General features: G+C 48.1%; 24 protein-coding genes. 23 read left to right on the top strand and 1 reads right to left on the bottom strand.

Translation table 11 applies throughout. The annotated features are described in order from the left end of the window. Positions 1-22: 22 nt before the first annotated feature. The 8 genes from abc-f to IFU39_RS23490 all read left to right on the top strand — a co-directional run bounded on the left by abc-f (position 23) and on the right by IFU39_RS23490 (position 7,417). Complete coding sequence (gene abc-f / locus IFU39_RS23525) at positions 23-2,104, top strand: ribosomal protection-like ABC-F family protein (RefSeq protein ID WP_192135174.1); 2,082 nt, start codon at positions 23-25, stop codon at positions 2,102-2,104. Between the two features lie 275 nt (positions 2,105-2,379). Then, positions 2,380-2,847, top strand: coding sequence for a hypothetical protein (locus IFU39_RS23520; protein WP_192135172.1), 468 nt, complete (start codon positions 2,380-2,382; stop codon positions 2,845-2,847). After that, a complete protein-coding gene (locus IFU39_RS23515; protein ID WP_192135170.1) occupies positions 2,847-3,131 on the top strand; it encodes a hypothetical protein in 285 nt (94 codons plus the stop codon). The genes IFU39_RS23520 and IFU39_RS23515 overlap by 1 nt, the downstream gene beginning before the upstream one ends. A 4-nt stretch (positions 3,132-3,135) precedes the next feature. Beyond that, positions 3,136-4,539 carry a glutathionylspermidine synthase family protein gene (locus IFU39_RS23510; protein WP_192135168.1) on the top strand — a complete coding sequence of 468 codons (1,404 nt, stop codon included), beginning with the start codon at positions 3,136-3,138 and terminating at the stop codon, positions 4,537-4,539. Next, the gene (locus IFU39_RS23505; protein WP_091012588.1) at positions 4,521-4,925 is read left to right on the top strand and encodes a DUF350 domain-containing protein; all 405 of its coding nucleotides are present in this window, start codon (positions 4,521-4,523) and stop codon (positions 4,923-4,925) included. The genes IFU39_RS23510 and IFU39_RS23505 overlap by 19 nt, the downstream gene beginning before the upstream one ends. A gap of 58 nt (positions 4,926-4,983) precedes the next feature. After that, entirely contained in the window at positions 4,984-5,931 is a 948-nt protein-coding gene (locus IFU39_RS23500; RefSeq protein ID WP_036671600.1) for a nucleoside hydrolase, read from the top strand. A gap of 172 nt (positions 5,932-6,103) precedes the next feature. After that, a complete protein-coding gene (locus tag IFU39_RS23495; RefSeq protein WP_105600351.1) occupies positions 6,104-6,433 on the top strand; it encodes a PadR family transcriptional regulator in 330 nt (109 codons plus the stop codon). A gap of 6 nt (positions 6,434-6,439) precedes the next feature. Next, positions 6,440-7,417, top strand: coding sequence for a permease prefix domain 1-containing protein (locus tag IFU39_RS23490; protein WP_105600349.1), 978 nt, complete (start codon positions 6,440-6,442; stop codon positions 7,415-7,417). Positions 7,418-7,488: 71 nt separating this feature from the next. Here IFU39_RS23490 and IFU39_RS23485 read toward each other — a convergent pair whose 3' ends face one another. Further along, positions 7,489-7,956 carry a heme-degrading domain-containing protein gene (locus IFU39_RS23485; protein WP_091013234.1) on the bottom strand — a complete coding sequence of 156 codons (468 nt, stop codon included), beginning with the start codon at positions 7,954-7,956 and terminating at the stop codon, positions 7,489-7,491. Between the two features lie 237 nt (positions 7,957-8,193). Between IFU39_RS23485 and lspA the strand changes: the two genes are divergently transcribed. From lspA to trhO, 15 genes are all read left to right on the top strand, one after another. After that, positions 8,194-8,685, top strand: a complete 492-nt coding sequence (gene lspA, locus IFU39_RS23480) for a signal peptidase II (protein WP_091012590.1) — start codon at positions 8,194-8,196, stop codon at positions 8,683-8,685. 495 nt (positions 8,686-9,180) lie between these two features. Continuing rightward, positions 9,181-10,371 (top strand): ABC transporter substrate-binding protein, encoded by a 1,191-nt coding sequence (locus IFU39_RS23475; RefSeq protein ID WP_373419802.1) that lies wholly within the window; start codon positions 9,181-9,183, stop codon positions 10,369-10,371. Between the two features lie 24 nt (positions 10,372-10,395). Next, positions 10,396-11,262, top strand: a complete 867-nt coding sequence (locus tag IFU39_RS23470; protein ID WP_091012591.1) for a carbohydrate ABC transporter permease — start codon at positions 10,396-10,398, stop codon at positions 11,260-11,262. Beyond that, positions 11,262-12,089 (top strand): carbohydrate ABC transporter permease, encoded by an 828-nt coding sequence (locus tag IFU39_RS23465; RefSeq protein ID WP_105600348.1) that lies wholly within the window; start codon positions 11,262-11,264, stop codon positions 12,087-12,089. The genes IFU39_RS23470 and IFU39_RS23465 overlap by 1 nt, the downstream gene beginning before the upstream one ends. Before the next feature lie 563 nt (positions 12,090-12,652). Then, a complete protein-coding gene (locus IFU39_RS23460; protein WP_244661089.1) occupies positions 12,653-14,410 on the top strand; it encodes a cache domain-containing sensor histidine kinase in 1,758 nt (585 codons plus the stop codon). Next, positions 14,407-15,201, top strand: coding sequence for a response regulator transcription factor (locus tag IFU39_RS23455; RefSeq protein ID WP_192135164.1), 795 nt, complete (start codon positions 14,407-14,409; stop codon positions 15,199-15,201). The genes IFU39_RS23460 and IFU39_RS23455 overlap by 4 nt, the downstream gene beginning before the upstream one ends. A gap of 115 nt (positions 15,202-15,316) precedes the next feature. After that, positions 15,317-16,636, top strand: coding sequence for an extracellular solute-binding protein (locus tag IFU39_RS23450; RefSeq protein ID WP_192135161.1), 1,320 nt, complete (start codon positions 15,317-15,319; stop codon positions 16,634-16,636). Between the two features lie 38 nt (positions 16,637-16,674). Then, on the top strand, positions 16,675-17,556 hold the full coding sequence (locus IFU39_RS23445) for a carbohydrate ABC transporter permease (RefSeq protein WP_036606643.1): 882 nt from the start codon (positions 16,675-16,677) through the stop codon (positions 17,554-17,556). 216 nt (positions 17,557-17,772) lie between these two features. After that, a complete protein-coding gene (locus tag IFU39_RS23440) occupies positions 17,773-18,636 on the top strand; it encodes a carbohydrate ABC transporter permease (RefSeq protein ID WP_192135422.1) in 864 nt (287 codons plus the stop codon). A 236-nt stretch (positions 18,637-18,872) separates the two neighbouring features. Next, complete coding sequence (locus tag IFU39_RS23435) at positions 18,873-20,282, top strand: MATE family efflux transporter (RefSeq protein WP_091012600.1); 1,410 nt, start codon at positions 18,873-18,875, stop codon at positions 20,280-20,282. Between the two features lie 229 nt (positions 20,283-20,511). Next, entirely contained in the window at positions 20,512-21,408 is an 897-nt protein-coding gene (locus tag IFU39_RS23430) for a helix-turn-helix transcriptional regulator (RefSeq protein WP_244661088.1), read from the top strand. Positions 21,409-21,661: 253 nt separating this feature from the next. After that, positions 21,662-22,372, top strand: coding sequence for a response regulator transcription factor (locus IFU39_RS23425; RefSeq protein ID WP_076216802.1), 711 nt, complete (start codon positions 21,662-21,664; stop codon positions 22,370-22,372). Beyond that, the gene (locus IFU39_RS23420) at positions 22,369-23,874 is read left to right on the top strand and encodes a sensor histidine kinase (protein WP_091012605.1); all 1,506 of its coding nucleotides are present in this window, start codon (positions 22,369-22,371) and stop codon (positions 23,872-23,874) included. The genes IFU39_RS23425 and IFU39_RS23420 overlap by 4 nt, the downstream gene beginning before the upstream one ends. A gap of 60 nt (positions 23,875-23,934) precedes the next feature. After that, positions 23,935-25,041 carry a TolB family protein gene (locus IFU39_RS23415; protein ID WP_192135159.1) on the top strand — a complete coding sequence of 369 codons (1,107 nt, stop codon included), beginning with the start codon at positions 23,935-23,937 and terminating at the stop codon, positions 25,039-25,041. 238 nt (positions 25,042-25,279) lie between these two features. Then, a complete protein-coding gene (trhO, locus tag IFU39_RS23410; RefSeq protein ID WP_062836769.1) occupies positions 25,280-26,167 on the top strand; it encodes an oxygen-dependent tRNA uridine(34) hydroxylase TrhO in 888 nt (295 codons plus the stop codon). The last annotated feature ends 1 nt before the right edge of the window (position 26,168 follow it).

Genomic DNA, 26,168 nt, shown 5'->3' with positions numbered 1-26,168 from the left:
ATACCATAGGAGGAACCTTATTATGATGATGATTAGCGCGCAACAACTGACTCAATACCACGGAGCACATCTGGTGCTGGATGGCATTACGTTTGAAATTATGGAAGGTGACAAGGTCGCCCTGATCGGCCGTAACGGAAGCGGCAAGACCACACTTATGCGCCTGATGGCAAGACTGAACAAGCCGGATGAAGGGCAATTGATGATCAAGAAAGATACACGAATGGGATATGTGGCTCAGGTTCCAGAAGGATTGGATGAACATACCGTACTGGATGTACTGAGTCTTGGATTCAAGGAGCTTATGATATGTCGCACGCAAATGAAGGAAATGGAGCAGCAGATGTCCGATCCAGCATGTGCAGCAGACCCTAATCAATTGGAGCGCTTGTTGAAACGTTATGCGGCACTGCAAGACCAGTTCGAGCGTGAGGGTGGATACGAAATGGATGCCCGGATCGATCAGGTGGCGGACGGTTTGGATATCGCCAAGGCACACTATGGTTGGCACTTCGGTTCCTTGTCCGGTGGGGAGCAGACTCGGGTGGTGCTGGCCTCGCAGCTAATCGTAAGACCTGATCTGTTATTGCTGGATGAGCCAACGAACCATCTTGATCTGGAGCGGGTCGAGTGGCTGGAAGGATTTTTACGTGAATATCCCGGCACCATTGTCCTGATCTCGCATGATCGGTATTTTCTCGATCGGGTAGTGAATCGAACACTGGAGCTGGAGGATGGAGAAGCGGAAACGTCTGCTGGCGGTTATACGGAATATATGAAAGTGAAGGAACAACGGCTGTTGCAGCAATTCGAGGAGTTCAAGGAGCAGCAGAAGGTGATCAAAAAAATGAAAGAAACGATCCGCCAACTGGAGGAATGGGGCCGAATTGGTGGGAATGAAAAGTTCTTCAGACGGGCGGCTTCGATGCGTAAAGCAATCGAGCGGATGGAACAGGTGAAGCGTCCTGTGCTGGAGCGCCGCAATGCCGAGTTCGATGTTCGTCCTACGGATCGAACGGGCAAACGGGTAGCGGTATTGGAACAGGTCGAGAAGAGCTATGGTGAGCGCGAAATCCTGCGCGGAATCTCGGGTCTGTTGGAATATGGGGATAAAATTGCACTCATTGGCCGCAATGGTTCCGGCAAGACGACCCTGTTCAAGCTGTTGCTTGGAGACGAGCAACCCAATACGGGCAAGCTGGAGTGGGGTGCACGCGTGGATGTAGGGTATCTGGCTCAACAGGAGGAACCTACGAATCCGAAGCTGAATGTGCTTGAATACTTCCGTCTGGAAGCGGGCGTGGAGGAAGGCGAAGCACGCGGGATTCTGGCTCGATACCTGTTCTATGGAGCGGATGTATTCCGCTCAGTGGGACAGTTATCCGGCGGGGAATGGACGCGCCTGCGTTTGGCTCTGCTGGTGCAACGCAAACCCAATGTACTGCTGCTCGATGAGCCAACCAACCATCTGGATATCGCATCCAGAGAAGCGCTGGAAGAGTCGCTGGTTGATTTTGAAGGAACCGTACTTGCTATCTCACATGATCGGTACTTCGTCAATCGCCTCGCCTCCCGTGTCTGGGAACTGGAGGACGGTCAGATGACCGCTTATCTGGGAGACTATGAGGCATATCGGGAGAAGAAGCTTGAACTGCAAGCTCGTGCGGCGGCGACAACTCAGGCTACAGCAGGAGTGGGAGTTTCTTCTCGTGGGAGTGCCAAGTCAGAGATGAAGTCAGGTTTAACGTCTGCTCCCGGCGGAACTGCCAGATCAGGGAAGAAACCAGAAGCAACCTCGACATTGAACGGTTCCACTGTTACGGCTACCGATGGAAGTCGTGATCATGAAGTTTCCACAGGATCAAGCAAGGCGTTGACTCCTTCGGCAGCAATTGCATCGAATCATAGAAGTAGCAATGGCAACAACCAGTCTGCGGAGAAGCTGGAACAGACGTTAGCTCGTCTTGAGGCACAGATTCAGGCACTGGACCAACAGTTGGAATCCGTACAGAACAATCCGGTTGAACTGGAACAAATCTGGAATGATCGCGAGCAATTGTCCGCTGAATATAATGATATATTGGCGCAGTGGGCTGAGTTATAAGTCAGAATGGCATGAGCATAAGATGGAACAAGCGAGGTCGGAGAATCATTTCCGGCCTTTTTGACCGGGGTTAAATACCATACGTTTTGTGTTAGCCAAGAGAGCGTTAAAGCACGGATGTAGCATCGTCAACTTGATTGAAGCAGCTAAAGGTATTGTGAAATTGATTCACTAGTGGAACTTTTTACCTTCACATGCGTTAAATACGTTTGTATGAATTGAAACGGCTCACCTAAGAGCTCGCAAAAAGGGAGGTTATCGGTATCTATTATTCATTGACGTATCGGACTTGGTCGGATGATCGACAGGCGGAGACGGGGGTGCTGGAACAGACATCAGTCACACGAGATGAACTGTTCATGCGCAAACTGGTGGATGCTACCTTGGTAAAAAATAAACTCTGGGCGCATCTGTCCAATGAATGCCAGGATGGACGGGAACATGCGGTATACGTAACGGCGTATGAGCAACAGATGTCGGACAAGTACGGTGCAGCCATTGCGGATGCTGCGCTGGCCATGTGCAAAATGTCTTCCATGTACAGCGCAGAGTATATGTTGTGGAATGGAAGTTCGTTTCAGGAGTTGGAGCTCACAGCGTCATCCACCTATACGATGGAGCTTGCCGAGCAACTGCTGGACCATTACATGGTTCACGGTGGCAAGACGTATGAGTTCCTGTATTCCGTCCTGGATGCGGATCGCAAGAAAGTGTTGTTTTATATGAAAGAGGTGGATCTGTAATGAGTGAGCAAGAGCGGGGGCAAGCATCGAAACCCGGATCAAAAGCAAAGCTGGTTGCTTTCTCCCTGATGCTGGCGGTTCCTGCCGTGTTATCCGGTTGTGGCAGCAACAATGATGAATGTGACCCGGAGTATGATACCGGATGTGAATATGATTCCAGCAGTGGACACTATTACTACGGTGGGTCGTCGTATCGAAGCAACAAGGACAGTAACAGCTCCTATAGCAAATCCAAGTCCAAATCAAGCGGCTTCGGTAGCTTCTTCCGCAGTTCGGGAGGATAACCGGATGAGACAAGTGGTTCAACTGCCGTTTAGTCACGAAGAAGTATTTCAGGGCGAAACGGAACAACAGATTCCATACCATCGAATGTACGGGAAGCAATATTGCGTGCCTGCATTGACGGTCTATTCTCCCTCGGAGGTAGAAGAGCTGCGTACCGCAGCCGAGGCGGTAGACGGCATTTACTGTAAAGTGATGCGATTTATCCAGCAATATATGCCGGATTCCTTTTTGGAGCATCAGCTGGGTATCCATCCCGGGATTATCCCGGCGGCACGCATGGAGATGGTGACTGGAGGCATTACCCGTCAGGACTGGATTATCGGAGAAGCTGGGCCCAAGTGTATTGAAAATAATACGGACACTCCAACGGGCATACCGGAGGCTGCTGCATTGGAAAATATCCTGGTCGGTCTTGCTGAGCCTGCCGCGTTGACTGCACCATCTGCCGAGATGGATGCACGTATTCAGGCGTGTTTCAAGATATGGCTGGAATTCTATGCAGAGCAAGGATTGCAGGGTCCGGTGACGTTCACTTCTTTTGGTGAACATGTCGAAGATCGAACAAATACGGAATACCTGATGAGACGATGTCAGGAAGCGGGATACGAGGTTTTCTATGCTCCACTTGATGAACTGGAGATTGTTCCGGGAGAGGCGCTTTACCATAAAGGTCGGGAGATTAATCTGCTCTACCGCCTCTATCCACTGGAATATCTGATCGATGATCGGGATGAGACGACAGGCGTGGACATTGGCGCTGCGTTACTTGAACTTGTACGGGAAGGACGGCTAGGCCTGATGAATCCCGTTCAGCATGTGCTGATGCAGAGCAAAGGCTTCATGGCAGCGATCTGGTCGCTCTACGAGCGTAATGAGCAAACCCCGGAATATTGCGGGTTTACCCTCTTTGATGATACAGAGATGGACGTCATTTCCCGATATCTGCTGCCAACCTATTTTTCAGCTGAACCCTTCGATCTGAACGCCATGCCATATGTAGCCAAAAGCTATTGGGGGCGCGAAGGCAGAGGAACTCTTTTGCTGGATGGAGGAACGAACAATGCCTTTGGAAAGCAGGATATGGAGCATCCTCTTAACGAGACGCTGGAATCCAATCGTGCAACTGCGACAACAGACGAGGATGAAGAGATTACAGCTTATTACGAAAATCAGCCCAAAATCTATCAGCAGCTGGTTCCGATGGAGCAGGTCGTGATTGAGACGGAAAATGGAGCGTACAGCGGTTATCTGCTTACAGGGGTATTTGTTATCGGTGGGCGTTTGGCTGGAGTGCTGCCACGGGTTGGGGAGAAAGTAACCGGAGATATGGCCTATTATTGCGCGGCTGCGGTTCGTGAACGGATGAATGATGAGGAGGAGAAGAAGGAATGGAGAACTTGGGATTGAACTTGCTGAATGTTGTGGTGGGTATAGGCATTTTGCTAGTGGTATTGGTATGTGGATATTTCGCTTTTAGCAAATTGACCCGGTATAACGATAGTGAAGAGATCGCGAAAGGAAACGAAGCGGCGGGCATGTACATGGGCAGCAAATTGTTGGGACTGTGTATTATTGTGGGCATGGTATCTTTCTCAACGCATTCGTGGTTGGATATGCTGCTGTGGTCGGCGTTTGGAATTATTTTGCTGTGCCTGGTCTATATTATATTTGACTTCCTCACGCCCAAAATGCGAGTTTGCGATGAAATCGCACGAGGAAATATGGCGGTAGCGCAGCTGCTGCGTTCAATTATCATCGGCGTTTCCATCGTCATCGGTACATTTTTAATGTAAAATAAGACATAGTGTTTTATAGAATGTACTATATAAACGGAAGAAGGGGCGCGGCATCATGAGAAGAGTCATCATAGATACAGATACCGCAGGAGACGATACGATTGCGATCCTGACGGCATTGCATCACTTTCAGGTGGAAGGCATCACCATTACGGGCGGTAACGTACAATTCGACCAAGAGGTTGAAAATGCCTTGTACACGGTACAGGTTGCTGGACATGGCGGCAAGGTGCCTGTGTATAAAGGATGCGAGCGACCGCTAATGGCCTACGGTAAAGCTCAGCACCGTACAGTGGAAGACGTGCATGGCGATGACGGCATGGGCGGCGCGCATTTCCCGAAGGCGGACCAGCGTCCCGAGAGCGGGCATGCGGTTGATTTTATCATTGAGAAGGTGCACGCACATCCAGGTGAAATTGAACTGCTGGCAATTGCACCGCTGACCAATATTGCCATGGCGATTCAGAAAGACCCCACGATTATTCCGGAGATTGCCCACCTGTACATCATGGGCGGAACGAATAATGCACTGGGCAATATCACCCCGGCGGCGGAGTATAACTTCTACGTAGACCCGGAAGCAGCGAAAATTGTACTGCATGCGGGCATTCCGATCACAATGGTTGGCTGGGAGATGTGCACGCAATATTCAGTGATGGATGATGACGACCATGCAGAGATTGCCGCTCTCGGTACATCGGGTGCCGATTTCTTTACAGCCATTAACAAAGTGGTTATGCAGTTCAACAAGTCGGTACATAAACTCAATGGCACCACTCATCCCGATACGTTGCTGATGGCTGTAGCCGCGGATGAATCCATCATGACCAAGTCGGGTCAATATTATGTGGATGTAGAAGCGGCAGGAGAGCTGACACGCGGATACAGTGTGGTTGATATTAACGGACGTTTTGGCAAAGAGCCGAATGTACGTGTCTGTGAAGCCATTGATCGGCCGAAGTTCAAATCTATGCTTCTGGACGTTCTCTCAGCGATCCAATAATTGAGCGACTTAGCATTTCAATGAACAGCATAGCATTCCTGATGAATCCGTACCTGTAATAGGTACGGATTTTTTATTGCCCATTTTTGGAATAACTACTTCACCTGTCGTGGTAAGTTGTGCTATACTTCAACTACTACGACAGATGAAGTAACGAGGAGGAGTATCTTTTGTGATCAGCAGTGACGTTATACGTGGCTACAATGATACGCTGATCCTCTACATGCTGCTCGAAGGGGAGTCGTACGGCTACGAGATTTCCAAGAACATCCGACAGCTGACAGAGGAAAAGTACGTCATGAAGGAAACGACTTTATACTCGGCCTTCACCAGATTGGAGAAGAACGGTTATATTCAATCGTTTTACCTGGATGAGAATAGTTTGGGGAAGCGTCGTACCTATTACCGGATTACGCCGCCCGGCCTCGACTATTACAGAGAAAAGTGTGAGGAATGGAAGGTTACGCAGGAGGTTGTTAATCTATTTATCAGGGAGTTGTGACGGAAAATGGAGACAATTATGGTGTATCTGGAGAACATGTTTGTTGGTCTGCCGAAGACACCCGAGGTGGAACATCTGAAGCAGGAACTCCTTTCGGGGATGGAAGATAAGTACCTGGAATTGAAGCGAGAAGGCAAGTCGGAGAATGAAGCCATCGGCATTGTGATCTCGGAATTTGGTAACATCGAGGAGTTAACAGCCGAACTCGGTATTCAGCCAGTCAGCCCGGAAGAGACAGTACCTGTGTTAACGGAAGAAGAGATTTACGCATATACCACTGCGAAGAGAAATGCTGGATTTTGGATTGGACTGGGTGTTTTATTGTGCGCGTCAGGTGTGGCATTTCTAATTTTCATGGATGCCTTATTTGAGAATTATGCCATTTCAGCTGCAAACCGTTCGGTGGAAACGGGCGCTGTACTAGGCCTGATCGGCATGTTCGTATTGATTGCCATTGCGGTAGGCATGTTCATATACAGCGGTATGAAGCTGGAACGCTTCAATTATATGGAGAAGGGCTTCCAACTTCCTTATACACTTAAAATGAGTATTCAGCATAGTCGGGAGAGCTTTGCTCTAACTTACCGTATAGCCATCATTACGGGTGTCTGCCTGTGCATTCTGTCTCCTGTGTTTATTTTCGCAGCCTCTTCTATCAATGATAACTACGCCTCTTATGGTGTATCTGCCTTTATGGTTATGGCTGGGGTAGGAGTATTCCTGTTTGTATATTACGGTAATATTCAGGGGGCTTACACAAACTTGCTGGAGAAGCACCAGTTGACGGTAGAGAAGAAGCAGGAGGTCAAGGTTGTGAGAGCCGTGGAAGCGATTGTATGGCCGCTGGCGACAGCCATCTTCTTGTTCACAGGCTTTGTATATCAACGGTGGGATATCAATTGGGCCATATTTCCGATTACCGGTATTCTCTCCGGCAGCTTTAGCAATGTGTACCATATTATGAAAAGCAAAAATCCGTCCTGAGCATGTTGCTTTGGATAGTAAAGCCCACCTATCTACTATATAGATCAGGTGGGCTTTTTTACACGTTTAATCTACCCTTGCTGCAACAAAAACGAGCGAATTCCTGTCGTGACCAGATCATGGTCTTCCTCATCAGGCAGACCCGATACTGTAATGGTGCCGACCTGTCCCTCATTTTCGAGAATCAGCGGGAAAGCGCCACCAGCCAGTACATAGTCCGATGAAGGCAGATTGAAGTTGTGCTCAAGGGTCTGGTTCTCGTTTCTCAAACGCAGGGCGGTATGCCAAGAACTGGAGGAAAAATGATTCACCACGTTGTTTTTACGTCGAATCCAGTCCTCGTTGTCGGGATGAGTTCCTTCCATCGCATGCAAAAAGAGACGATGTCCCTTCAGGGTAATGTCGATGGTCACGGCCTGTGAACGACGCTTCGCTTCTTCAACCAGATGCAGGCCAAGGTTAAGCGCCGTTTCAGAACCAAATGTGGCAAATACCGATTCTAATTCTTCCTGTTTCATTTCCTTTAATTTTTCGATCATGGTGAGGTTCAAATTACAGGCATCCCCTTTACATATATGATTGATGTCTACATTCGACATGAATGGGGACAGTACCTTCCAAGTGCGACTGGACCATGTTACTGGACGCTATATGTATGGCTGGGGATGGCTCATTTGGAGACCGTACATCAGCTGTGTTAAAGTGAAGGTAACCTAATATACAAAACTCTTAAAGTTAAAATAAGTTAGCGCTCAGTAGGCAGGAGGAGAAGCACGATGCTGTTTTATTTTGTAGCACTGCTGGTGACTTTAGTGGATCAGGGGACCAAGATTGCAGTGAGGATGTATATGGAGGTTGGCGACGTCATGAGACTGGGTAACTCGGGCATGCAGTTACAGCATTACGAGAACAGTGGAATGGCGGGCAGCATGTTTCAGGGGAATGCGCGTTTGTTCGGTGCGATTGCTGTTCTGTTCATAGCAGGCATGCTGTATTACCGGAGTAAAGGTGAGATTCGCGGTTTCTGGATGCAAGCTGGCGCGGGTTTTATGGTCGGAGGGGCTTTAGGAAATGCGATCGATCGATTTATCTATGCCCGGGTAACGGATTTCCTCGTATTTCCGTCAGGACGCGGGATTTTGAATCTCGCTGATGTCGCAATTAACATCGGTGTTGTCATGATTATCATTGGCATGTTGATTCGTGCATATCAGAGTTATCGGGCCAAACGTTTACGCAATGCTTTGCCGAAAGCAGAACGTTCGTAACATGGATAAAAGCGTTACAGTGGGTGAATATTAGCTTAATAAATGAGGGACATTGGATATCATCCATTGTCCTTTTTGTTATGCCCAATTCGAATCGTGGGAAGAAATGCCTTGATTCATTTTTACCGAAATCGTTTTAGGAATAATAAAGGCTTGTATAGCCAACGCTCATAGTATGAGTTTGTGGAAGGATTAACCAAATGGTTATTTCACCACCTGAATGGGTAAATCTTTACGTATATAAAGTGAAACTAAGATATACACGAACACGGAGAGTGCAGAACCAATCTGAAGAAGCGAAGCGTGCGTGTTTATCACCGGATTTTCCCTTTGAGGAAGGAAATCAAAAAAATCTGGGGATAACAACGATCGGAAGATGGTACTGCAATCGGAGTGACACCGTGTAAATCACATTAGTTCAATTTTTAAAGCTGAGGGAGGTACAACATGAGAACAACGCTCACCAAGGCTCTCGGGACAATGTTGCTGTGTGGAATGATGGCTGTACTTTTATCTTCCTGTACCAGTGGAGATAGCGCGAATGGCAAAGTGCAGATTGAATTTTTCCAGAACAAGCCTGAAGCCAAAACAACCTTTGACGAATTGATCAAAACGTTTAATGCGGAGAATGACGATATTCAGGTGACACAGGTGAATCCGCCAGATGCGGAGACTGTATTGAAGACACGTGTTGTCAAAAATGATATCCCGGACATTATGGCCATGGGGGCAACCGACACCTATTCCATTCTGGCCCAGAGTGATATTTTCACCAATCTGACGGACAGTTCACTGCTCCAGACGATTGATCCGAACTACATACAAATGCTGAAGGATCTCACAGGCATGGACGAAGTGACTGGTATTCCTTACGCGACTAATGCAAACGGCATCATGTACAACAAGACGCTGTTTAAGGAAATGGGCTTGGACGTGCCCAAGACGTGGGATGAACTAATCGCGACTGCCCAAAAGATTAAGGATGCGGGCGAAATTCCATTTTATTTCACATACAAGGATGACTGGCAGACAAGCCTGCCGTTCAATGCACTGGCCTCCAACCTGGTCGGCATTGATTTCTATCAGGAACGGCGCGATAACAAAGTTACGTTCAAGGAGAAGTACCGCGAGGTAGCTGAGAAGCAGCTGGAGCTCATGAAGTACGGTCACGGCGATAACTTTGGTAAAGCCTATTCAGACGGTAACCGTGCTTTCGCTAACGGTGAAGCCTTCATGTACATCCAGGGAACCTGGGCCATCTCGGAGATTCGCAAAGCGAACCCGAATGTAGACATCGGTTTCTTCCCGTTCCCAACGGGCAATGATGCAAGCAAGATCAAGCTGGTGAACGGGATCGACTCCCTATTTACGATTGCAGCGGACACACCTAATCGCGAGCAGGCAGAGACGTTTATTGCTTTTCTGCTGAAGCCTGAAAATATCGGAAGATACATTGACGAACAGACGCTGTTCTCTGCGGTCGAAGATGTGAAGCAGGATGATCCTGCGGTACAGGAATTGATGCCTTATATCGAGCAGGGCAAGGTTATTGACTTTCCCGATCACTATATTCCGGCTGCGGTGCAGCTGAATTCCATCGTACAGTCCTTTTTGCAGAACCAAAACATCGACAACTATCTAGATACACTCGACAAAGAATGGGACAAGGTTGCCAATCGGCGCTAAGCCTTGTCTGAAGGAGGATGGAGTATGAACAAGCGTATCGCACCTTATTACTGGATGACGGTTCCGGCGGTTATATTGTTCTTTGTATTTATGACACTGCCGGCCCTCCAGGGCATCTATTATTCATTTACGAATTATAATGGATTCGGGAAAGAGTATGATTTTGTTGGCTTCAAAAACTATTTCAACTTGTTCCAGGACGACAATGTAGGTAACGCCTACTGGTTTACGTTCAAATTCGCGATCGTGGTGACGATCCTGACCAATATTCTGAGCCTGCTCATTGCACTCGGGCTGAATGCCAAGATTAAGTTCCGTAACTTTTTCCGCGGCATCTACTTCCTGCCCAATATTCTGAGTGTACTGATTGTAGGTTACATATTTAACTACCTGTTCTCCAACGTATTCCCGATCTGGGGACAAAATCTGGGCATCAACGCGCTATCCACGAACATACTCGGCAGCGAGAGTCTGGCTTGGATCGGTATCGTCATTGTTGCCGTATGGCAATCCGTGGCCCTGAATACGATTCTGTATTTGGCTGGTCTGCAAACGATACCAACGACACTGTACGAGGCATCCAACCTCGACGGTGCAGGCAAATGGCGTGAATTCTGGAGTATTACCTTCCCGCTTATTGCCCCGTTCTTCACCATTAATATGGTGCTGGCGATGAAAAACTCACTGATGGTCTTCGACCAAATCGTAGCCTTGACCAATGGTGGTCCCGGACGGGCGACGCAGTCCATCTCCCATCTGATCTACACCGGAGGATTTGAAGGCGGCGAATATGCATATCAATCTGCGAACTCGGTTATTTACTTCATCGTTATTGCGGTGATTTCAATTCTGCAAATCCGGTTCCTGCAAAGAAGGGAGATGGATCTGTAATGAGAAGCCGTACACGAATCAATTGGCTCGTTATGCTGCTCGTTGTACTGGGTACCCTGTTTATCCTGTTCCCATTGTATATGACCGTTACGATTGCTTTGAAAAATCCGGAGCAGATGGCCCAATCGGTCTTTGCCCTTCCGACAACGCTTCACTGGGAGAATTTCGCAAGAGCCATCGACATGACAAACTTCTTCCAATCGTTCCGTAACAGTGCGATCGTTACCGCCTCAACCGTGCTTTTGACGTTACTTAGTAACTCTATGGTGGCCTATGCGATTGCGAGAAATATGGAGAAGCGCAAGTTTTTCAAAGGACTCTATTATTACTTCGTCAGCGCGATGTTCATTCCGTTCCCGATCATCATGCTGCCGATTGTTAAACTGACCGCATCGCTGGAGATGACAAATCTGGTAGGTCTGATCCTGCTGCACACGGTATATGGCCTGGCATTTAACGTATTTGTGTACGTTGGATACATCCGGTCCATTCCGGTAGCGCTGGAGGAAGCGGCGTTTGTGGATGGGGCAACAACCTGGGGCACATTCTGGAAAATCATTTTCCCGCTCATGGCGCCAATCAGTGCCACGGTTGGTATTCTGACCTGTCTGTCCACGTACAACGACTTCTTGCTACCACTCATTATTATCAGTGATCCGGGACAGTACACATTGCCGCTTGTACAGTATGTATTCCAAGGGCAGTTCAATACCGAGTTTAACCTTGCGTTTGCATCCTACCTGCTCGCGTTGCTGCCGATGATTATCATCTACCTGTTTGCACAGAAGTGGATCATCAACGGGGTTACACAAGGGTCTGTAAAATAACCGAAGATGTGCTAAAGAAGAGAATAGGTGTGAATGGGATATGAACCAAGAGAGGTGGACTCTAAGAGTCCCCTCTCTTTTGTGATCCTTGTCATTTGACGTTTGGGAACTGTCAGAAGGATTGATTAACCTGTAAATCTATGCTATTTTTTAGTCGTTAGTTTAATCGATAAACAAAGACGAAGAGAAGAAGATTGAGTTTTATTATGCAAGCGCTTTAACTATATAAATTGAACTAAACATTTGCACGAGAACGGAGAGGGCAGAAATAACCTGAAAAAGCGGAGCTAAAAGCTTTCTGAAAGAAAGCTGCATCGGAAGCATATGCTCGCCTTTATCCCCGGATTTTCCCCTTTAAAAAGGGAATCAAAAAATCTGGGGATAACAGCGATTGGAAGGTTAATCTGTCATCGTAGTGACTAGTGTAAATATTCTTTCGTTCATTTTATATGGGGAACTGAATACGTAGATAAATCCGGCATCGTCTGTACCCAGTCTTCAAGAGCACGGGCGTAAGGTGGTGGGTTCTTTTACATGCCAAAAAAGAGAGGAGAATGGGGAAGTTGCACGGGAAAAAAGGACATTTTAACTCTCTTCGGAATCAAATCTTTATTGGTTTTGTTATGGTGATGCTTGTTGTTCTGCTGCTCGCAGGCATATCGGCCTATGATCGGGTAGCTGCTTTGCTAAAAAGCAATGCGGAGAAACATATTCATCAAACTGCCGTCCAGGCCAGTGGCAGATTGGATGCACTCATTGCACAAGTGAATTCGCTGACCGCTCAGGTGGCGGATGATTCATACGTGCAGCGTCTGCTCAGCGATGAGAAACAAGGCAACCCGGCCACCTTTAATCAGCGTCAAGCTCTCTTGCAGATTGCGGGCAGCTATCAGTCTTTCATCAATGGCGCGCAGAGTATGGAGATATACACTACGGGTTATAACCGCATCTTTCCCATGGATGACCGATCCCTCGATCTCAGAGTGGAGCGCAACTGGATCAGCCTGGCGGACGAAGGCAAAGGCAGACTGGTATGGGCAGGCGCTGACCCTGAAGATCCGGGTGTGCTTCTGGCTATTCGGCGCATTAACCTGCTGGAACATTCCTTTGAGCATGGAGGCTATATTGTGGTGCGGATGCAACGCAGTTTCTTTCAACTCAATGATTCGAATGGGGCAGATGGTTCGCAGGACTCGATCATGCTCTTGGATGGTGCAGGCGAGGTGGTGACTTCTGATCTGGAGATTAATCTCGATCCAAAAGCCATATTGGACAGCGAATCCGTCGTGCAGAACGGGGAGGAATCCTATATCGTCGTCCGGCAAAAGTCTGAATTAACGGGATGGACACTTGCTGTGCTGACTCCGCTGCAGGAGACAACGGAAGGGGTATCCATCCTGAGGACGGCGCTTCTCGTTTCGGGAATCATTGGTGTTGTTCTGTTCCTGATCATGTCCTTCTTTCTCTCCACGATGATTACACGTCCGCTCATACGCCTGATGCGGGCCATGCGCAGTGCACAACCGGGAGCCATGAGACCTAATCTAATGGTCAGCGCAACGATGGAGATTAATGAACTCAACAACGTGTATAACCAGATGGTCTACAGACAGAACGAATTGACCCGTGTGGTTCATGAGAAGGAAGTCATGCAGTCCCGGGCGGAGTTGAAGGCGTTGCAGTCTCAGATTAACCCCCACTTTCTATTTAACACACTGGAGGCGTTCTATTGGTCCCTGGAGGAAAAGGGAGACGAGGAGATGGCACGTATGGTTGTGGCGATGTCCCGATTGTTTCGTTACATTATCTCCAGCTCTCAGCAGGATGAGTGGGTTACGATTGCCGACGAGCTGGAACATGCAGAGCGGTATCTTCGCATTATGCAGATGCGGTTGGGGGATCGAATGCAATGGGAGATTCAATTGAGTGATGCGGGTCGTAAGGTCCCCATTCCCAAACTGCTTATACAGCCCTTGGTGGAAAATGCGATCCTCCATGGCATTGAAAGCAAACTGGGACCTGGAAAGATAAGCATCCATGTGGATGCTTCGACCGACAAGAATCTGGTTCGCATTGAGGTTCGGGATGATGGCCCGGGTATGGATGAATCACGACTTCAATCTGTTATTCATGCTTTACATGGCGGGCCGGCTGTGTCCAAGAAGGGGACAGGTGTAGGTCTAATCAACGTACATCGACGGCTGAAGCTCTACTTTGGCAGCCAACTTGGCGAACGGTGCAAGCTCTCCTTAACAAGTAAGGTTGGGGAAGGGACCGTCATTGGCTTTGAGATTCCCATGGGAACGGAGGGTGCAATATGATTCATGACAAAACGATTCTTATTGTTGATGATGAGCCGCGTACAAGAGAGGGTATTCGCAAAACATTGGAAGGATGGTCAGCAGGACGAAATCACATTCAGACTGCAGAAAGTGGCGTCGAGGCTGTCGAATGGCTCAAGAAAAAGTCGGCAGATCTGTTAATAACGGATGTTCGCATGCCGGAATTTTCCGGTTTGTCCCTCATTGAAGCCATTCAGCATTTTGCAAACAAACCTGTTGTCCTGATTATGTCGGGACATGCCGATTTTCAATACGCTCAGCAGGCCATTAAGCTGGGTGTCGTGGAGTATATGTTGAAACCGATTGATAAGGAACAGTTGCTGCAGACCGTCGAAAAGGCCCTAAAGTTCAGCGAAAAACAGCGACGTATTCAAACGATGCAAGAAATGGTTGACCCCAAGTTGCTGGATGTTAAGGAGCGCGGGGAACAGAGGCTCAATAGCCAGATCAGTGAAGCATTGGCCTATGTGGATACTCATCTGGGTGAACATGTGACCATGCGTGAAATTGCTGATTTACTCCATCTCAACTCCAGTTACTTCAGCGTATTGTTTAAGGAACAGATCGGCATCAATTTTAGTGAATACCTCACCCGGAAACGCATTCAGCGGGCAAAGGAGTTGCTTGTGCAGACAACGATGCCAATCTCGGAGATTGCGGAACAGGTGGGTTATCAGACGGATAAGTATTTTATCACGGTATTTAAAAGTCTTGAGGGGCTTAGTCCAAGCAAATATCGGCATTCCCTATCTGAACGAGATAACAAATAACCTCAAAAAAGTGGAGTTTTTCCAAATTGTTCTGGTCTTATAGAGGCAATAGGCCCGTGCTACAATTTGGTTAAAGCGGTTACATTAACCGAAAAAACCAAGGGGGTCTGGAATAATGAGCAAAAAGACGATGGCCATTCTTCTGTCATGGACGCTGGTTCTCGCCGTAATTTTATCCGGATGTAACAGTTCAAGTTCGGATCAAGAGGGTGAAACGGGCAGTAACGGCACAGATGGGAAAGTAACCCTCAAATTCATGCACCTCTGGCCAGCAGGCAGTTCTGCACAGCAAAATAAATTGGTCAACGATATCATCAAGCAGTACCAGACGGATCATCGGAATGTGACCATTAAGCAGGAAGTGCTGGAGAATGAACAATACAAGAACAAATTGAAAATCCTGTCTGCATCCAATGAACTTCCCGATGTGGGTGTAACTTGGGCTGCTGGATTTCTGGAGCCTTATGTGAAGGGGAACCTGTTCGCACCGGTCGATGATCTGCTGAGCGACTCGCTGGGCGAGAAATTCATAGCCGGAACAACAGAAGCTTATGCCATAGACGGCAAAACATATGCGCTACCAATCGAGTTGAATATCTCCCCCATTTATTATAACAAAGCCATTTTTGCGAAATATAACTTGCAGCCGCCAGCAACGTACGATGAATTCCTGAGTGTGCTGAAGACACTGACCGAGAACGGTGAGGTTCCGATCGCACTGGGCAATAAAGACCGCTGGACTGGCTCACTCTGGTATATTTATCTGGCAAATCGGTTAGGTGGAGATGCACTGGAAAAGGCAATCAATGGCTCCGGCAAGTTTGACGATCCTGCTCTGACTCAAGCTGCTGCCGAGGTACAAAAGCTGGTGGACATGAATGCCTTCAACAAAGGTTTCAACGGGTTGTCCAACGATGAGGGCAAATCCGAATTCATGAACGAAAAGGCTGCCATGTATCTGATGGGTACGTGGGAACTGCCAAACTTCACGACTAACCCGGACATCCCACAGGAGTTCAAGGACAAGATCGGATTTTTCAAATTCCCAACGATGGAAGATGGCAAGAGCGATATTAACAGCTGGGTAGGTGGTCCAGGCGTAGGGCTGTTCGTGGCCCAGAATTCCAAAGTGAAGGAAGAAGCGGCGAAGTTTGTGCAATACTTTGTGGAAAAATGGGGTGAGAGTTCGGTGACTGAGGCAGGCGTCATCCCGGCAACCAAAGTGGATACGGCTGCAGTACAGTTGCCACAGCTCTACATCGACCTGCTGAACGAATTGAATCAGGCCAGCAGCCTTACGCTCTTTGCAGACGTACAGATGAAACCGGCAGCCGCTCAGGCACATCTGGATATGATTCAGGCGTTGTTTGGCAAAGCGGTTACACCGGAGGACTTTGTGAAGAATCATCAGGCTGCGATTGATAAAGGCAATTGACGTACACACGTTTGAACGCTTGAAGGGAGGATAATGTGATGGACAAAGTCATGTCCAACCGTCTCGTTGCTGCGTTGTACGTGCTTCCTGCACTGCTTCTGCTGCTGGTCTTGGTATACATCCCGATCGTGCTCACCGGGTATTATGGGTTGATGCAATGGGACGGGATCGGTGCAATGACCTTTATTGGATTGGATAATTACGCCAGACTGCTTCAGGACGGAACATTCTGGCAGAGTGCGAATCATACTTTTTTGCTTGCTTTGTTCTCTGCGCTGAGTCTGATCGGTTATCTGATGATTGCTTTGGTGCTGTCAGGCAAGATCAAGGGTGCCAATCTGTTCCGCAAAATATATTTGATCCCGATGCTGCTGTCTTCGGTCGCGATCGCTCAGTTATGGCTGAAGATCTATCATCCCAGCAATGGTGTGCTGAACACCTTTCTGGAAGCGATCGGCTTCAGCAATCCGCCAGCTTGGCTGGCGGAGCCATCACTGGTGCTGTATGCACTGTTCGTACCGATCCTATGGCAGTATGCAGGCTTCTATATTTTGATCTATTATGCGGCCCTCAAAAATATTCCGGAATCTCTGGTGGAAGCAGCCCGGATTGATGGGGCAAGCCCTTGGCAGATCGCTTTTCGAATCAAGTTGCCGCTAATTACTGAAGTCATCAAGGTGACTGTGGTACTGGCTGTGGTAGGCTCACTCAAGTATTTTGATCTCATCTACGTGATGACCGATGGCGGACCGAATGGCTCCAGCGAAGTGATGGCCTCCTATATGTATCGTCAGGCGTTCCGTAGCTTCGACTTTGGTTACGGCAGTGCTGTAGGGTTCTTCCTGCTATTGATCTGTCTGCTTGTTACCTGGCTGCTTCGTAAAGCGACGGCATCCAAAGATACGATCCAGTATTCCTGACGCTAGTTCGTGTCTGAAAACTCGCTGAAGTGCATCTTTTACCGCCTTTTCGCCCCCTGCTGCGTCACTTTCCCTTGACGTGCCCCGGCACGCCTGCGGAAAATTTCCTTGCTTGGAACGAAAATTCGGCAAAATCTGCCACCTTCGGAGTTTCCAGACACGCCCTAGTGAAATGAAAGGAGGTCCATCCCGGTGAAGACGGATACGGCCGTTAGATTGCCAACTTACCCGGGGACAAGCCGAGGTTCGGCCTGGTTAAGGAGATTTGGATATGTTCTGCTGTATTTCCTCTTGTCCCTGGTAGCTTTGCTGCAAATTTTACCCTTGGTATGGCTGCTGTTATTCTCGCTTAAAAATAATCAGGAAGTATTCGACATGGCGCCTTTTTCCCTTCCTGCTACCCCGCGTTGGGAAAACTATGTCAAGGTATGGACAGAGGGAAATATCAGCTTGTACTTCTTCAACAGTGTATGGATTACCGTGGTCTCGGTGGTGGTCACCGTGCTGTTTGCCAGTCTGGTGACCTTTGCCATTACACGTATGCGCTGGAAGGGTCGTTCGCTGGTGCTGGGGCTATTCATGGTGGGTCTGATGATCCCTGTACACTCCACGTTGATCCCGCTGTTCAGCTTGTTCCTGAAGCTTCATCTCACAGATCATCCTTTGTCAGTCATCTTGTCTTATATTGCCTTTAATATGCCAATTACCATTATGATTCTACTCGGGTTCTACTACGCACTTCCTCGGGAAGTGGAAGAGGCCGCTGTGATGGATGGTTGCTCCGTGCATCGGATTTTCTTTCGAATTATCTTGCCGATGACAGCTTCGGTTATCTCCACAACGGCAATCATCAACATGATCTATAACTGGAATGAGTTCATCTTTGTTAATACGTTCATCAGTACGGATTCATACAAGACCCTGAACGTTGGGGTACAGAACTTTATCGGTCAATATACAACGGATTGGGGAGCCATTGGTGCCACGCTGATGATTAGCATTATGCCGATCCTGATTGCTTTTCTCATCCTGAGTAATCGAATTGTAGAGGGAATTGCTGCGGGTTCAGTTAAAGGTTAAAAGGTTGAGCGTCGAAGGTCCTTTCATCACTTGCTTAAAAGCGAGTGGGGAGGGGCCTTTTTTGTCTTCTAAAACCTTGGATAGTCGTACGGAAAAGGGACTAGATGAAAACGCTGAAAATACCTATTTATGGAATTACAAAAAACTTTCAACTTTTTTCGCAAAACTACTGCATTTTCAAACCACCTGTGCTAACATACCCTAAGAATTAAAGCCCACATGGGAAAGGTGAGAAAATGACAGCAATATCCTCAACCAAAGAGTCCCTTCGTTCTGATGCCAAGGATCTGAATCTGATTCGACTGACATGGCCTATTTTCCTGGAACTCTTCTTATTTATGTTGATGGGGAGCGTGGATACGCTCATGCTCAGCTCGGTATCCGATAATGCGGTCTCCGGCGTTGGAGCAGCCAATCAGATTATTTCTATCGCTATCCTTGTATTGGAAGTCATTGGACATGGTGCTGCGATTGTAGTAGCACAATATATTGGATCCAAAAAGTTAAGTGAAGCAGCACAAGTGACAGGTAATGCGATTACGCTGAACCTTATCGTAGGTCTGGTCCTGAGCGGAATCTTTCTTCTATTCGGAGGACATTTGTTATCACTCTTGAATATTCAAGGCGAAATTTATGATTTTGCCCGTTCGTATATAAATATCGTCGGTGGCGGGATCTTCCTCCAGGCACTCATTAATGCCCTGGCTGCGACGATTCGTACACATGGTTACACCAAAGAAACAATGTACGTCGCTGTATTCATGAACGTGATTCACGTGGTTGGTAACTATGCATTGATCTTTGGTCACTTCGGCCTGCCGAAGCTTGGGGTGGAAGGTGCAGCCATCTCTACGGTAGGGAGTCGGTTTATCTGCCTGCTGATCTTCTTCTGGTTGTTGTATCGTGTGAGCGAGGTACGGGTGGATTTCGAATACTACATTAAGTTGTCCAAGAAATTCATTGGCAAAATTCTGCGGATTGGCATTCCGTCTGCGATGGAATCCATGGTATATCATTCCTGCCAGCTCGTGTTCACGCTGTATGTGACCTATCTGGGCGCAGAAGCTATGGCAACCAAGCAGTATGCGGGTAACATCTCCAGCTATATCTACTTGTTCAGCATGGCGATTGGTATGGGGACATCGATCATTGTAGGTCGGCTTGTGGGTGCGCGACGCAAAGATGATGCGTACAAACGTGTTTTTGACAGTGTAAAATGGGCGCTTCTGGCCACAGTCATCATTGATGTAATCATCATTTTTTTCCGTGTGCCGCTGATGAGCATCTTTACGGATAATCCGGAAATTATCAAGCTGGGGGCTCAAGTGATTCTACTCAGTCTTTTGCTCGAAACCGGGCGTACCTGCAATATTGTGATCATTGGTTCCCTGCGTGCGGCAGGGGATGCGAAGTTCCCGGTATACATGGGTCTGATCTCCATGGTCTGCATGAGTCTGCCACTGGGGTACCTGCTCATATTCCAGCTTCATCTGGGGCTTGCTGGTGTGTGGCTTGCCATTGCGGCGGATGAGTGGACCCGTGCGGTCATTATGTTCTTCCGCTGGAAGAGCAGAGCTTGGGAGAAACATGAACTGGTGGAGCATGATGACGAAGAGGTTGGCGCACAGCCGGTACCGGCTGTCTGATTGTTGAGTTTTCGTATAGAGTCGGTCAAGGGGCAATGTTGTCCCTGGATCGGCTCTTTTTTTGTTTTTGTGAGGCGTATATATGCCCTTGTAACCAACGCTTAGTTACACCAACTCCGATGAGAGAATAATTCTCCAATTACGGTTATCTCGATATGTAGCAGAAATGATCAAAACGCCTTATGCTGAAGCACGTATAGTAAGGATATGGAAGGGGGCTTTACCTCAGTTGAGCCGTTACCGTGCAATGATTCAGCAAAGTTTGTTTTATATTGAGACTCATCTGCATGAGCAGATTGGGCTGGAAGAAGTGGCATCCGAGGCGTTGTTGTCGCCATATCACTACCATCGAATTTTCCGTAATGAGGTGGGCATGACCGTGGTGGATTATATACGCAATCGCCGGATGAGTCTGGCGTCCACGACCCTCCGATCGACGGATGCGGGTATTTTGGACACCGCGCTGGCATGTGGCTTTGAGAGTCAGGAAGCCTTCACCCGCGCATTCCGCAAATTATATGGCATGCCACCAGGACGTTTTCGCAAGTTGTTCGATCTGAAATTATTCGAAGGAAAAACCAGAGGAGGAGAATTACAGATGAATCAGACGTCAACAATTACAGGTTGGATGTTAACGGGAAGTCATCCGCAAAATTATGAGATGGGCATTGACCCTGCCGAAGTGCATCAGGGGAAAGCTTCAGGATATTTGAAGGCCGTTACGCCGATGGAGCCTAACGAATTCGCAACGATGATGCAACAGTTCAGAGCGGACAAGTATGTAGGCAAGCGGATGAAATTATCGGGATTCGTGAAGACCGAGCGTGTGGACGCGTTCTGCGGATTATGGATGCGTGTGGATAATAATGTCCATGATGTACTTCAATTTGATAACATGCATGATCGGCCGATTACGGGTACGCAGCCATGGAACCAGTATAGTATTGTGCTTGATGTGCCGGAGGGCAGCGCGGTCATTTCGTTCGGGGTTATTTTGAACGGTAAAGGAAATGTGTGGGTTGACAGCTTCCGCTTCGAGGAGGTTGATCTGAACACACCGCTAACACATATGGAGACAGAGTATGAGATGTCGGATGAGCCGCTGAATCTGTCATTTGAGGAGTAAATGCTGAGGTGATCAAGAAGTTGTTGCCTCAAAATCAGTAACATGAATTGGGAATCTATAGATCCAGGGCTGATCCAATCACGGGTTGGCTCTTTTTGTTGCCTTTGGGGTATAAAGAAAGTAAAGCGAAGTCCAAGCTGAGAGGATATGCACCTTTCATACAAATTGCAACTCATCCATAGCCATTTAACATAGACCTTGCTAACATAGACCCATAAACGAACTCATGACATAGATAAAGAGGATGAATCCCATGAATAAAAAAGTGCTCGTGGTAGATGACGAATCAAGCATCGTCAGTGCCATTGCTTACGCGTTGCGGCGCGAAGGATATGAAGTAGATACTGCGAGTGACGGCGAAGAGGCCTTGGTCAAGGTCGCATCGTTTCACCCACAGGTCATGATTCTGGACGTGATGATGCCAAGGCTTGATGGATACGGCGTATGCCGCAGGCTGGAGGACCGCGAGGATATCGGTATTATTTTGCTGACCGTCAAAAATGATATCGTGGACAAGATCGTTGGCCTGGAAATGGGTGCCGATGATTACATGACCAAACCATTCGAGATCCGTGAACTGCTCGCAAGGGTAAAAGCACTCATGCGCCGTGTTGAGAAAAGCAGTCCACCGCCTGACGATTCGAAGAATCAGGCCATCGTGAATGGCACACTGCGTATTCATGTTGCTCACCGCACGGTGACCGTGAATGAGGAGAAGCTGGATCTGACACCAAAAGAGTTCGATCTGCTGACCATTCTCATGTCCAATCCTGAGCGGGTGTACACAAGAGATGATCTGCTGGATCGGGTCTGGGGCATGGAATATGCAGGTGGCACACGGACCGTGGACATTCACATTCAGCGTTTGCGCAAAAAAATCGGAGATACGGATCAGCAAAAATTGCAGACCGTATATGGGATCGGCTACAAAGCATCTGCACCTGAACCAGGCGGGGCCATATGAGAGTCAGCATCAAGCTGAAGTTCAGTGTTTTTCTGGCGGCATTGCTTATCCTGACCGTGGTGGTGCTTAGTTCACTGGTCCTGCGCGGTATTGAACGCAATCAGCAGTCACAGATTGAAGGTATTCTATCACAGCAGACACGGCTGGTGAATCTGAATGTGCGACAGTCCTACTACACCGAGTCCGTTCATCTTGAACAGGAAGTCTTTTTACATCAAAACGGGCGCAGGCTTGCACAGGAACTGGCCAACTCTACCGGCTTGCCGATAGCACTCTATGATATGAAAGGCCAACAAGTCGGTTCATCGATCAGCTCCGGGGAGAGTGCGATTGTTCAGGATACGCTCAACTATGCACTGCAAAATAAAATTGCCTATCATGAACAAGGGGATACCTTGCTCTACGCTGCACCATTGGACGGTCCGGATGGGCAGATGGGTGCCGTGTGGATACAGTATCCGGTCCAGAGTTACCAAGATTTTTATGCCCGTATCCTTCAACTATTTATGTGGGCAGGGATTGCGGTTGTGGCGCTGAGCTTCATTCTGGGGTATCTGTTCTACAATCGGTTTGCTGTCGCGATTACCCGGCTGAAAAAGTCTGCAGATTCCATTCGCGAAGGGAACTACATTACGGAGTCTCCTTTAAAGCGCAAGGATGAGTTGGGTGAGCTGGGGCAGGGCATCTATTATATGAGTACATCCATTCAGCAAAATATCACAGCCATGCATGCGGAGCAGCAGAAGCTGCAACTGGCGATTGAGAAACTTCAGGCGCTGGAAAAGCAGCAAAAACAATATATCGGTAACATCAGCCATGAGTTCAAGACACCGCTGACATCGATCAAAGCTTATGTGGAGCTACTCGACATGTACAAGGATGATCCGCAACTCCTTGATGATGCCACGAGTAACATTGGCAAAGAAACGGAGCGGCTGTACGAGATGGTGGAGAAAGTACTACATTTATCTGCTCTGGAGAAGTATGACTTCGAGAACCAGGCCGAAGATGTAGAGGTCAGTGCTCTACTGGAGGATGCCTGTGGCCGGATGCGTGGGAAAGCGGAGAAGTTTGCGCTGAACATGGAACTGGATCTTGAACCGGCGGTGATCCGTAGCGACCGGGAGAGTCTTATGCATATTTTCATCAACATGCTGGATAATGCCATCAAATATAACATTCCGGATGGTGTGATACGGGTGAAGAGCGAACTACGGATGCAGGAGCGTCAAGCGATCATTCGCATCTACAACTCGGGTACGCCGATTCCGGCAGAGGCGCGGGAGAAGATTTTTGAACCCTTTTACACCGTAAACAAAGACAGAGCCAGAAAAACCGGTGGAACCGGACTGGGGCTATCTCTCGTGAAGCAGTTTGTTGAAAAACAGGGAGGTACAATAACCCTGCTGTCGGGCGATCCAGAAGCTGGGGAAGGTGTGACGTTCCAGCTCATGTTCCCTTTGGCTGATTCAAGTTTACAAGTTCGAAACAAGTCTGAATAACTTTGGAAGTATGCGATGTGTATGCTTGGTCTATAGCAAGAGAAACCAGGGGGGACCATCATGAATTGGAAACAAGCAGCTTTGGGCACGTTCGGAGCCATTGCCCTGTTAACGACAGCGGCATGCGGGGGAACAACGGAGCCGGGGGGCAACGCACAAGGTGGGAAAACGGGCACCGACATTACAGTAAAAGATAATACCAACACGTCCGTGTACCAGAGCTTTAAGCTGGAGAAAATTGATAAATTGCCGAATATGCGCGGAATTGCATGGCTAAGTGACGACTGGATTGTATCCGACAAGGAGAACAAATCCCTGAAACCCGTTAACGTTGAAGGCCAGGAAAGATATCCGCATAACTTATATATGTATGATCTAACCAAAGGTACAGACACGCCGCTCAAGGAAAGTGAAGTTAGCCTGGGTGCACCGTTGGTGTCACCAGATAGTCAGTACCTGTTCTACCGGGAGCCGGAGGAAAATACGGGAAAAGGCTACTTCCTGAACCTGCATAATGGGGAGACAACCCCTGCTGGCAAGGAGGATGGATTTATCCAAGAGGGCGCATGGCTGGATAATGAAAATGTCGTTTTTCCCAATATGAAGGGTGATCTGATCTCGGCAAGTGTGGACGGTACAACAAAAGTACTGGTGGAGACAGGCAATTTCAATGTACGGAGTATCAAGGTGTCAGGCAATATGCTCTATTATATTACGGGCGAGGACGGCCAGTTGAATGCATACGACGTCAAGACGGGTGACGTGAAACAGGTGCTGAAAAGTGTGGAATGGGTCATCCCTTCTAATGATGGAACAAGGCTTGCGATTGTGAAAAGAACGGCGGATACCAAACGGGCGCTCGTGCTCACCGATCTGGAAGGTAATGAGAAGGCCACACTCGCCAGAGGCACGCAGATCTTCGGCACGAGCTGGTCGGGTGATGATTCCAAGATTGCGTATACGATCAATTCCGAGAATGACAATGAGAAAGGGCTGTTCGTCTCCAACACGGAGTCGGCTGAGCAGTTCCAGATCTCGGCGGATATGGACAACGCCTCTGACCCGCTAGCCTGGAGCCCGGAAGGCAATAAGATCCTGTTATCGCAGGCGGTATTGGAGAACGAGTCCTATCACTTTGTGACCTCGGTCATTACGATCTCGGAATAGGATGGTTGTTGCGGAAGAAATGTTCCATATCTTTCATCCCTTTCTATACATTTATATTGACTAAGCTATTCCGCTTCCGATAAACTAGAATGCAGGAATAAAAGTCGAATGTCAGACAGCAGTTCGAGACGATGTTTCGGGCGGCTGTTTATTTTCTTTTTAACAGTAAGGGTGCAACGTAGTCGTCTTGCCGAATGATTCGGCTAATAACAACATGGAATAGGAACAGGTGATATACATGTGTAACAGCGCGTATCGCGTGCTTTTATATTATAAGTTCGTGAAGATTGAAGATCCCGAGACGTTTACACAAGAGCATCTGCAATACTGTAAGGACCTCGGTGTGAAAGGCCGTATTCTGATCGCATCCGAAGGCATTAACGGTACGGTATCCGGAACGCCTGAACAGACGGAACAGTATATGAAAGACATGCATGCCAACCCGCTGTTCAGCGATATGGTGTTCAAGATTGATGATGTGGAAGAGCATGCGTTCAAAAAAATCTTTGTTCGTCACAAAGCAGAGCTGGTTACGTTCCGCGTGGATGAAGATCTTGATCCGAATGTGATCAGCGGCAAACGCCTTTCTCCGAAAGAGTTCCATGAGCATTTGCAACGGGATGATGTCATCGTTATCGATGGCCGCAATGATTACGAATACGAAATTGGTCACTTCCGCGGCGCTATCCGTCCAGATGTTGAGTCGTTCCGCGAGTTCCCGGAGTGGATTCGCGAGAACCTCGGTGACATGAAGGACAAAACGATCATTACTTATTGCACGGGTGGTATTCGCTGCGAGAAGCTGACCGGGTTCATGATTAATGAAGGATTCCAGGACGTAGCTCAATTAGACGGCGGTATTGTCACGTACGGTAAAGATCCGGAAGTACAAGGACATCTGTTTGATGGCAAGTGTTACGTGTTTGACGAGCGGATCTCTGTACCGATTAACCGGACAGACGAGGATATTGTCATTGCCAGCTGTTATCACTGTGGAACGACACATGACCGATATATTAATTGTCCAACCTGCAACCTGCAGCACGTAAGCTGTGAGGATTGCGAAGAGACGCATAACCGCTTTTGCTCGGATGCCTGCCGGGAGGCAGCACCGGTACACGCATAAG

The sequence above is a fragment of the Paenibacillus sp. CFBP 13594 genome, assembly GCF_014842675.1.
Lineage (GTDB): Bacteria > Bacillota > Bacilli > Paenibacillales > Paenibacillaceae > Paenibacillus > Paenibacillus amylolyticus_B.
The sequence above is the reverse complement of the archived record's forward strand: the minus strand, read 5'-3'. Positions and strand labels throughout refer to the sequence as shown.

What these genes read in the sequence shown, in the direction of transcription:
- abc-f (WP_192135174.1), top strand. Translation starts at nt 23, where the DNA reads ATGATGATGATTAGCGCGCAACAACTGACTCAATACCACGGAGCACAT.
- IFU39_RS23515 (WP_192135170.1), top strand. Translation starts at nt 2,847, where the DNA reads ATGAGTGAGCAAGAGCGGGGGCAAGCATCGAAACCCGGATCAAAAGCA.
- IFU39_RS23510 (WP_192135168.1), top strand. Translation starts at nt 3,136, where the DNA reads ATGAGACAAGTGGTTCAACTGCCGTTTAGTCACGAAGAAGTATTTCAG.
- IFU39_RS23505 (WP_091012588.1), top strand. Translation starts at nt 4,521, where the DNA reads ATGGAGAACTTGGGATTGAACTTGCTGAATGTTGTGGTGGGTATAGGC.
- IFU39_RS23500 (WP_036671600.1), top strand. Translation starts at nt 4,984, where the DNA reads ATGAGAAGAGTCATCATAGATACAGATACCGCAGGAGACGATACGATT.
- IFU39_RS23490 (WP_105600349.1), top strand. Translation starts at nt 6,440, where the DNA reads ATGGAGACAATTATGGTGTATCTGGAGAACATGTTTGTTGGTCTGCCG.
- IFU39_RS23485 (WP_091013234.1), bottom strand. Translation starts at nt 7,956, where the DNA reads ATGATCGAAAAATTAAAGGAAATGAAACAGGAAGAATTAGAATCGGTA.
- lspA (WP_091012590.1), top strand. Translation starts at nt 8,194, where the DNA reads ATGCTGTTTTATTTTGTAGCACTGCTGGTGACTTTAGTGGATCAGGGG.
- IFU39_RS23475 (WP_373419802.1), top strand. Translation starts at nt 9,181, where the DNA reads ATGATGGCTGTACTTTTATCTTCCTGTACCAGTGGAGATAGCGCGAAT.
- IFU39_RS23470 (WP_091012591.1), top strand. Translation starts at nt 10,396, where the DNA reads ATGAACAAGCGTATCGCACCTTATTACTGGATGACGGTTCCGGCGGTT.
- IFU39_RS23465 (WP_105600348.1), top strand. Translation starts at nt 11,262, where the DNA reads ATGAGAAGCCGTACACGAATCAATTGGCTCGTTATGCTGCTCGTTGTA.
- IFU39_RS23455 (WP_192135164.1), top strand. Translation starts at nt 14,407, where the DNA reads ATGATTCATGACAAAACGATTCTTATTGTTGATGATGAGCCGCGTACA.
- IFU39_RS23450 (WP_192135161.1), top strand. Translation starts at nt 15,317, where the DNA reads ATGAGCAAAAAGACGATGGCCATTCTTCTGTCATGGACGCTGGTTCTC.
- IFU39_RS23445 (WP_036606643.1), top strand. Translation starts at nt 16,675, where the DNA reads ATGGACAAAGTCATGTCCAACCGTCTCGTTGCTGCGTTGTACGTGCTT.
- IFU39_RS23435 (WP_091012600.1), top strand. Translation starts at nt 18,873, where the DNA reads ATGACAGCAATATCCTCAACCAAAGAGTCCCTTCGTTCTGATGCCAAG.
- IFU39_RS23425 (WP_076216802.1), top strand. Translation starts at nt 21,662, where the DNA reads ATGAATAAAAAAGTGCTCGTGGTAGATGACGAATCAAGCATCGTCAGT.
- IFU39_RS23420 (WP_091012605.1), top strand. Translation starts at nt 22,369, where the DNA reads ATGAGAGTCAGCATCAAGCTGAAGTTCAGTGTTTTTCTGGCGGCATTG.
- IFU39_RS23415 (WP_192135159.1), top strand. Translation starts at nt 23,935, where the DNA reads ATGAATTGGAAACAAGCAGCTTTGGGCACGTTCGGAGCCATTGCCCTG.
- trhO (WP_062836769.1), top strand. Translation starts at nt 25,280, where the DNA reads ATGTGTAACAGCGCGTATCGCGTGCTTTTATATTATAAGTTCGTGAAG.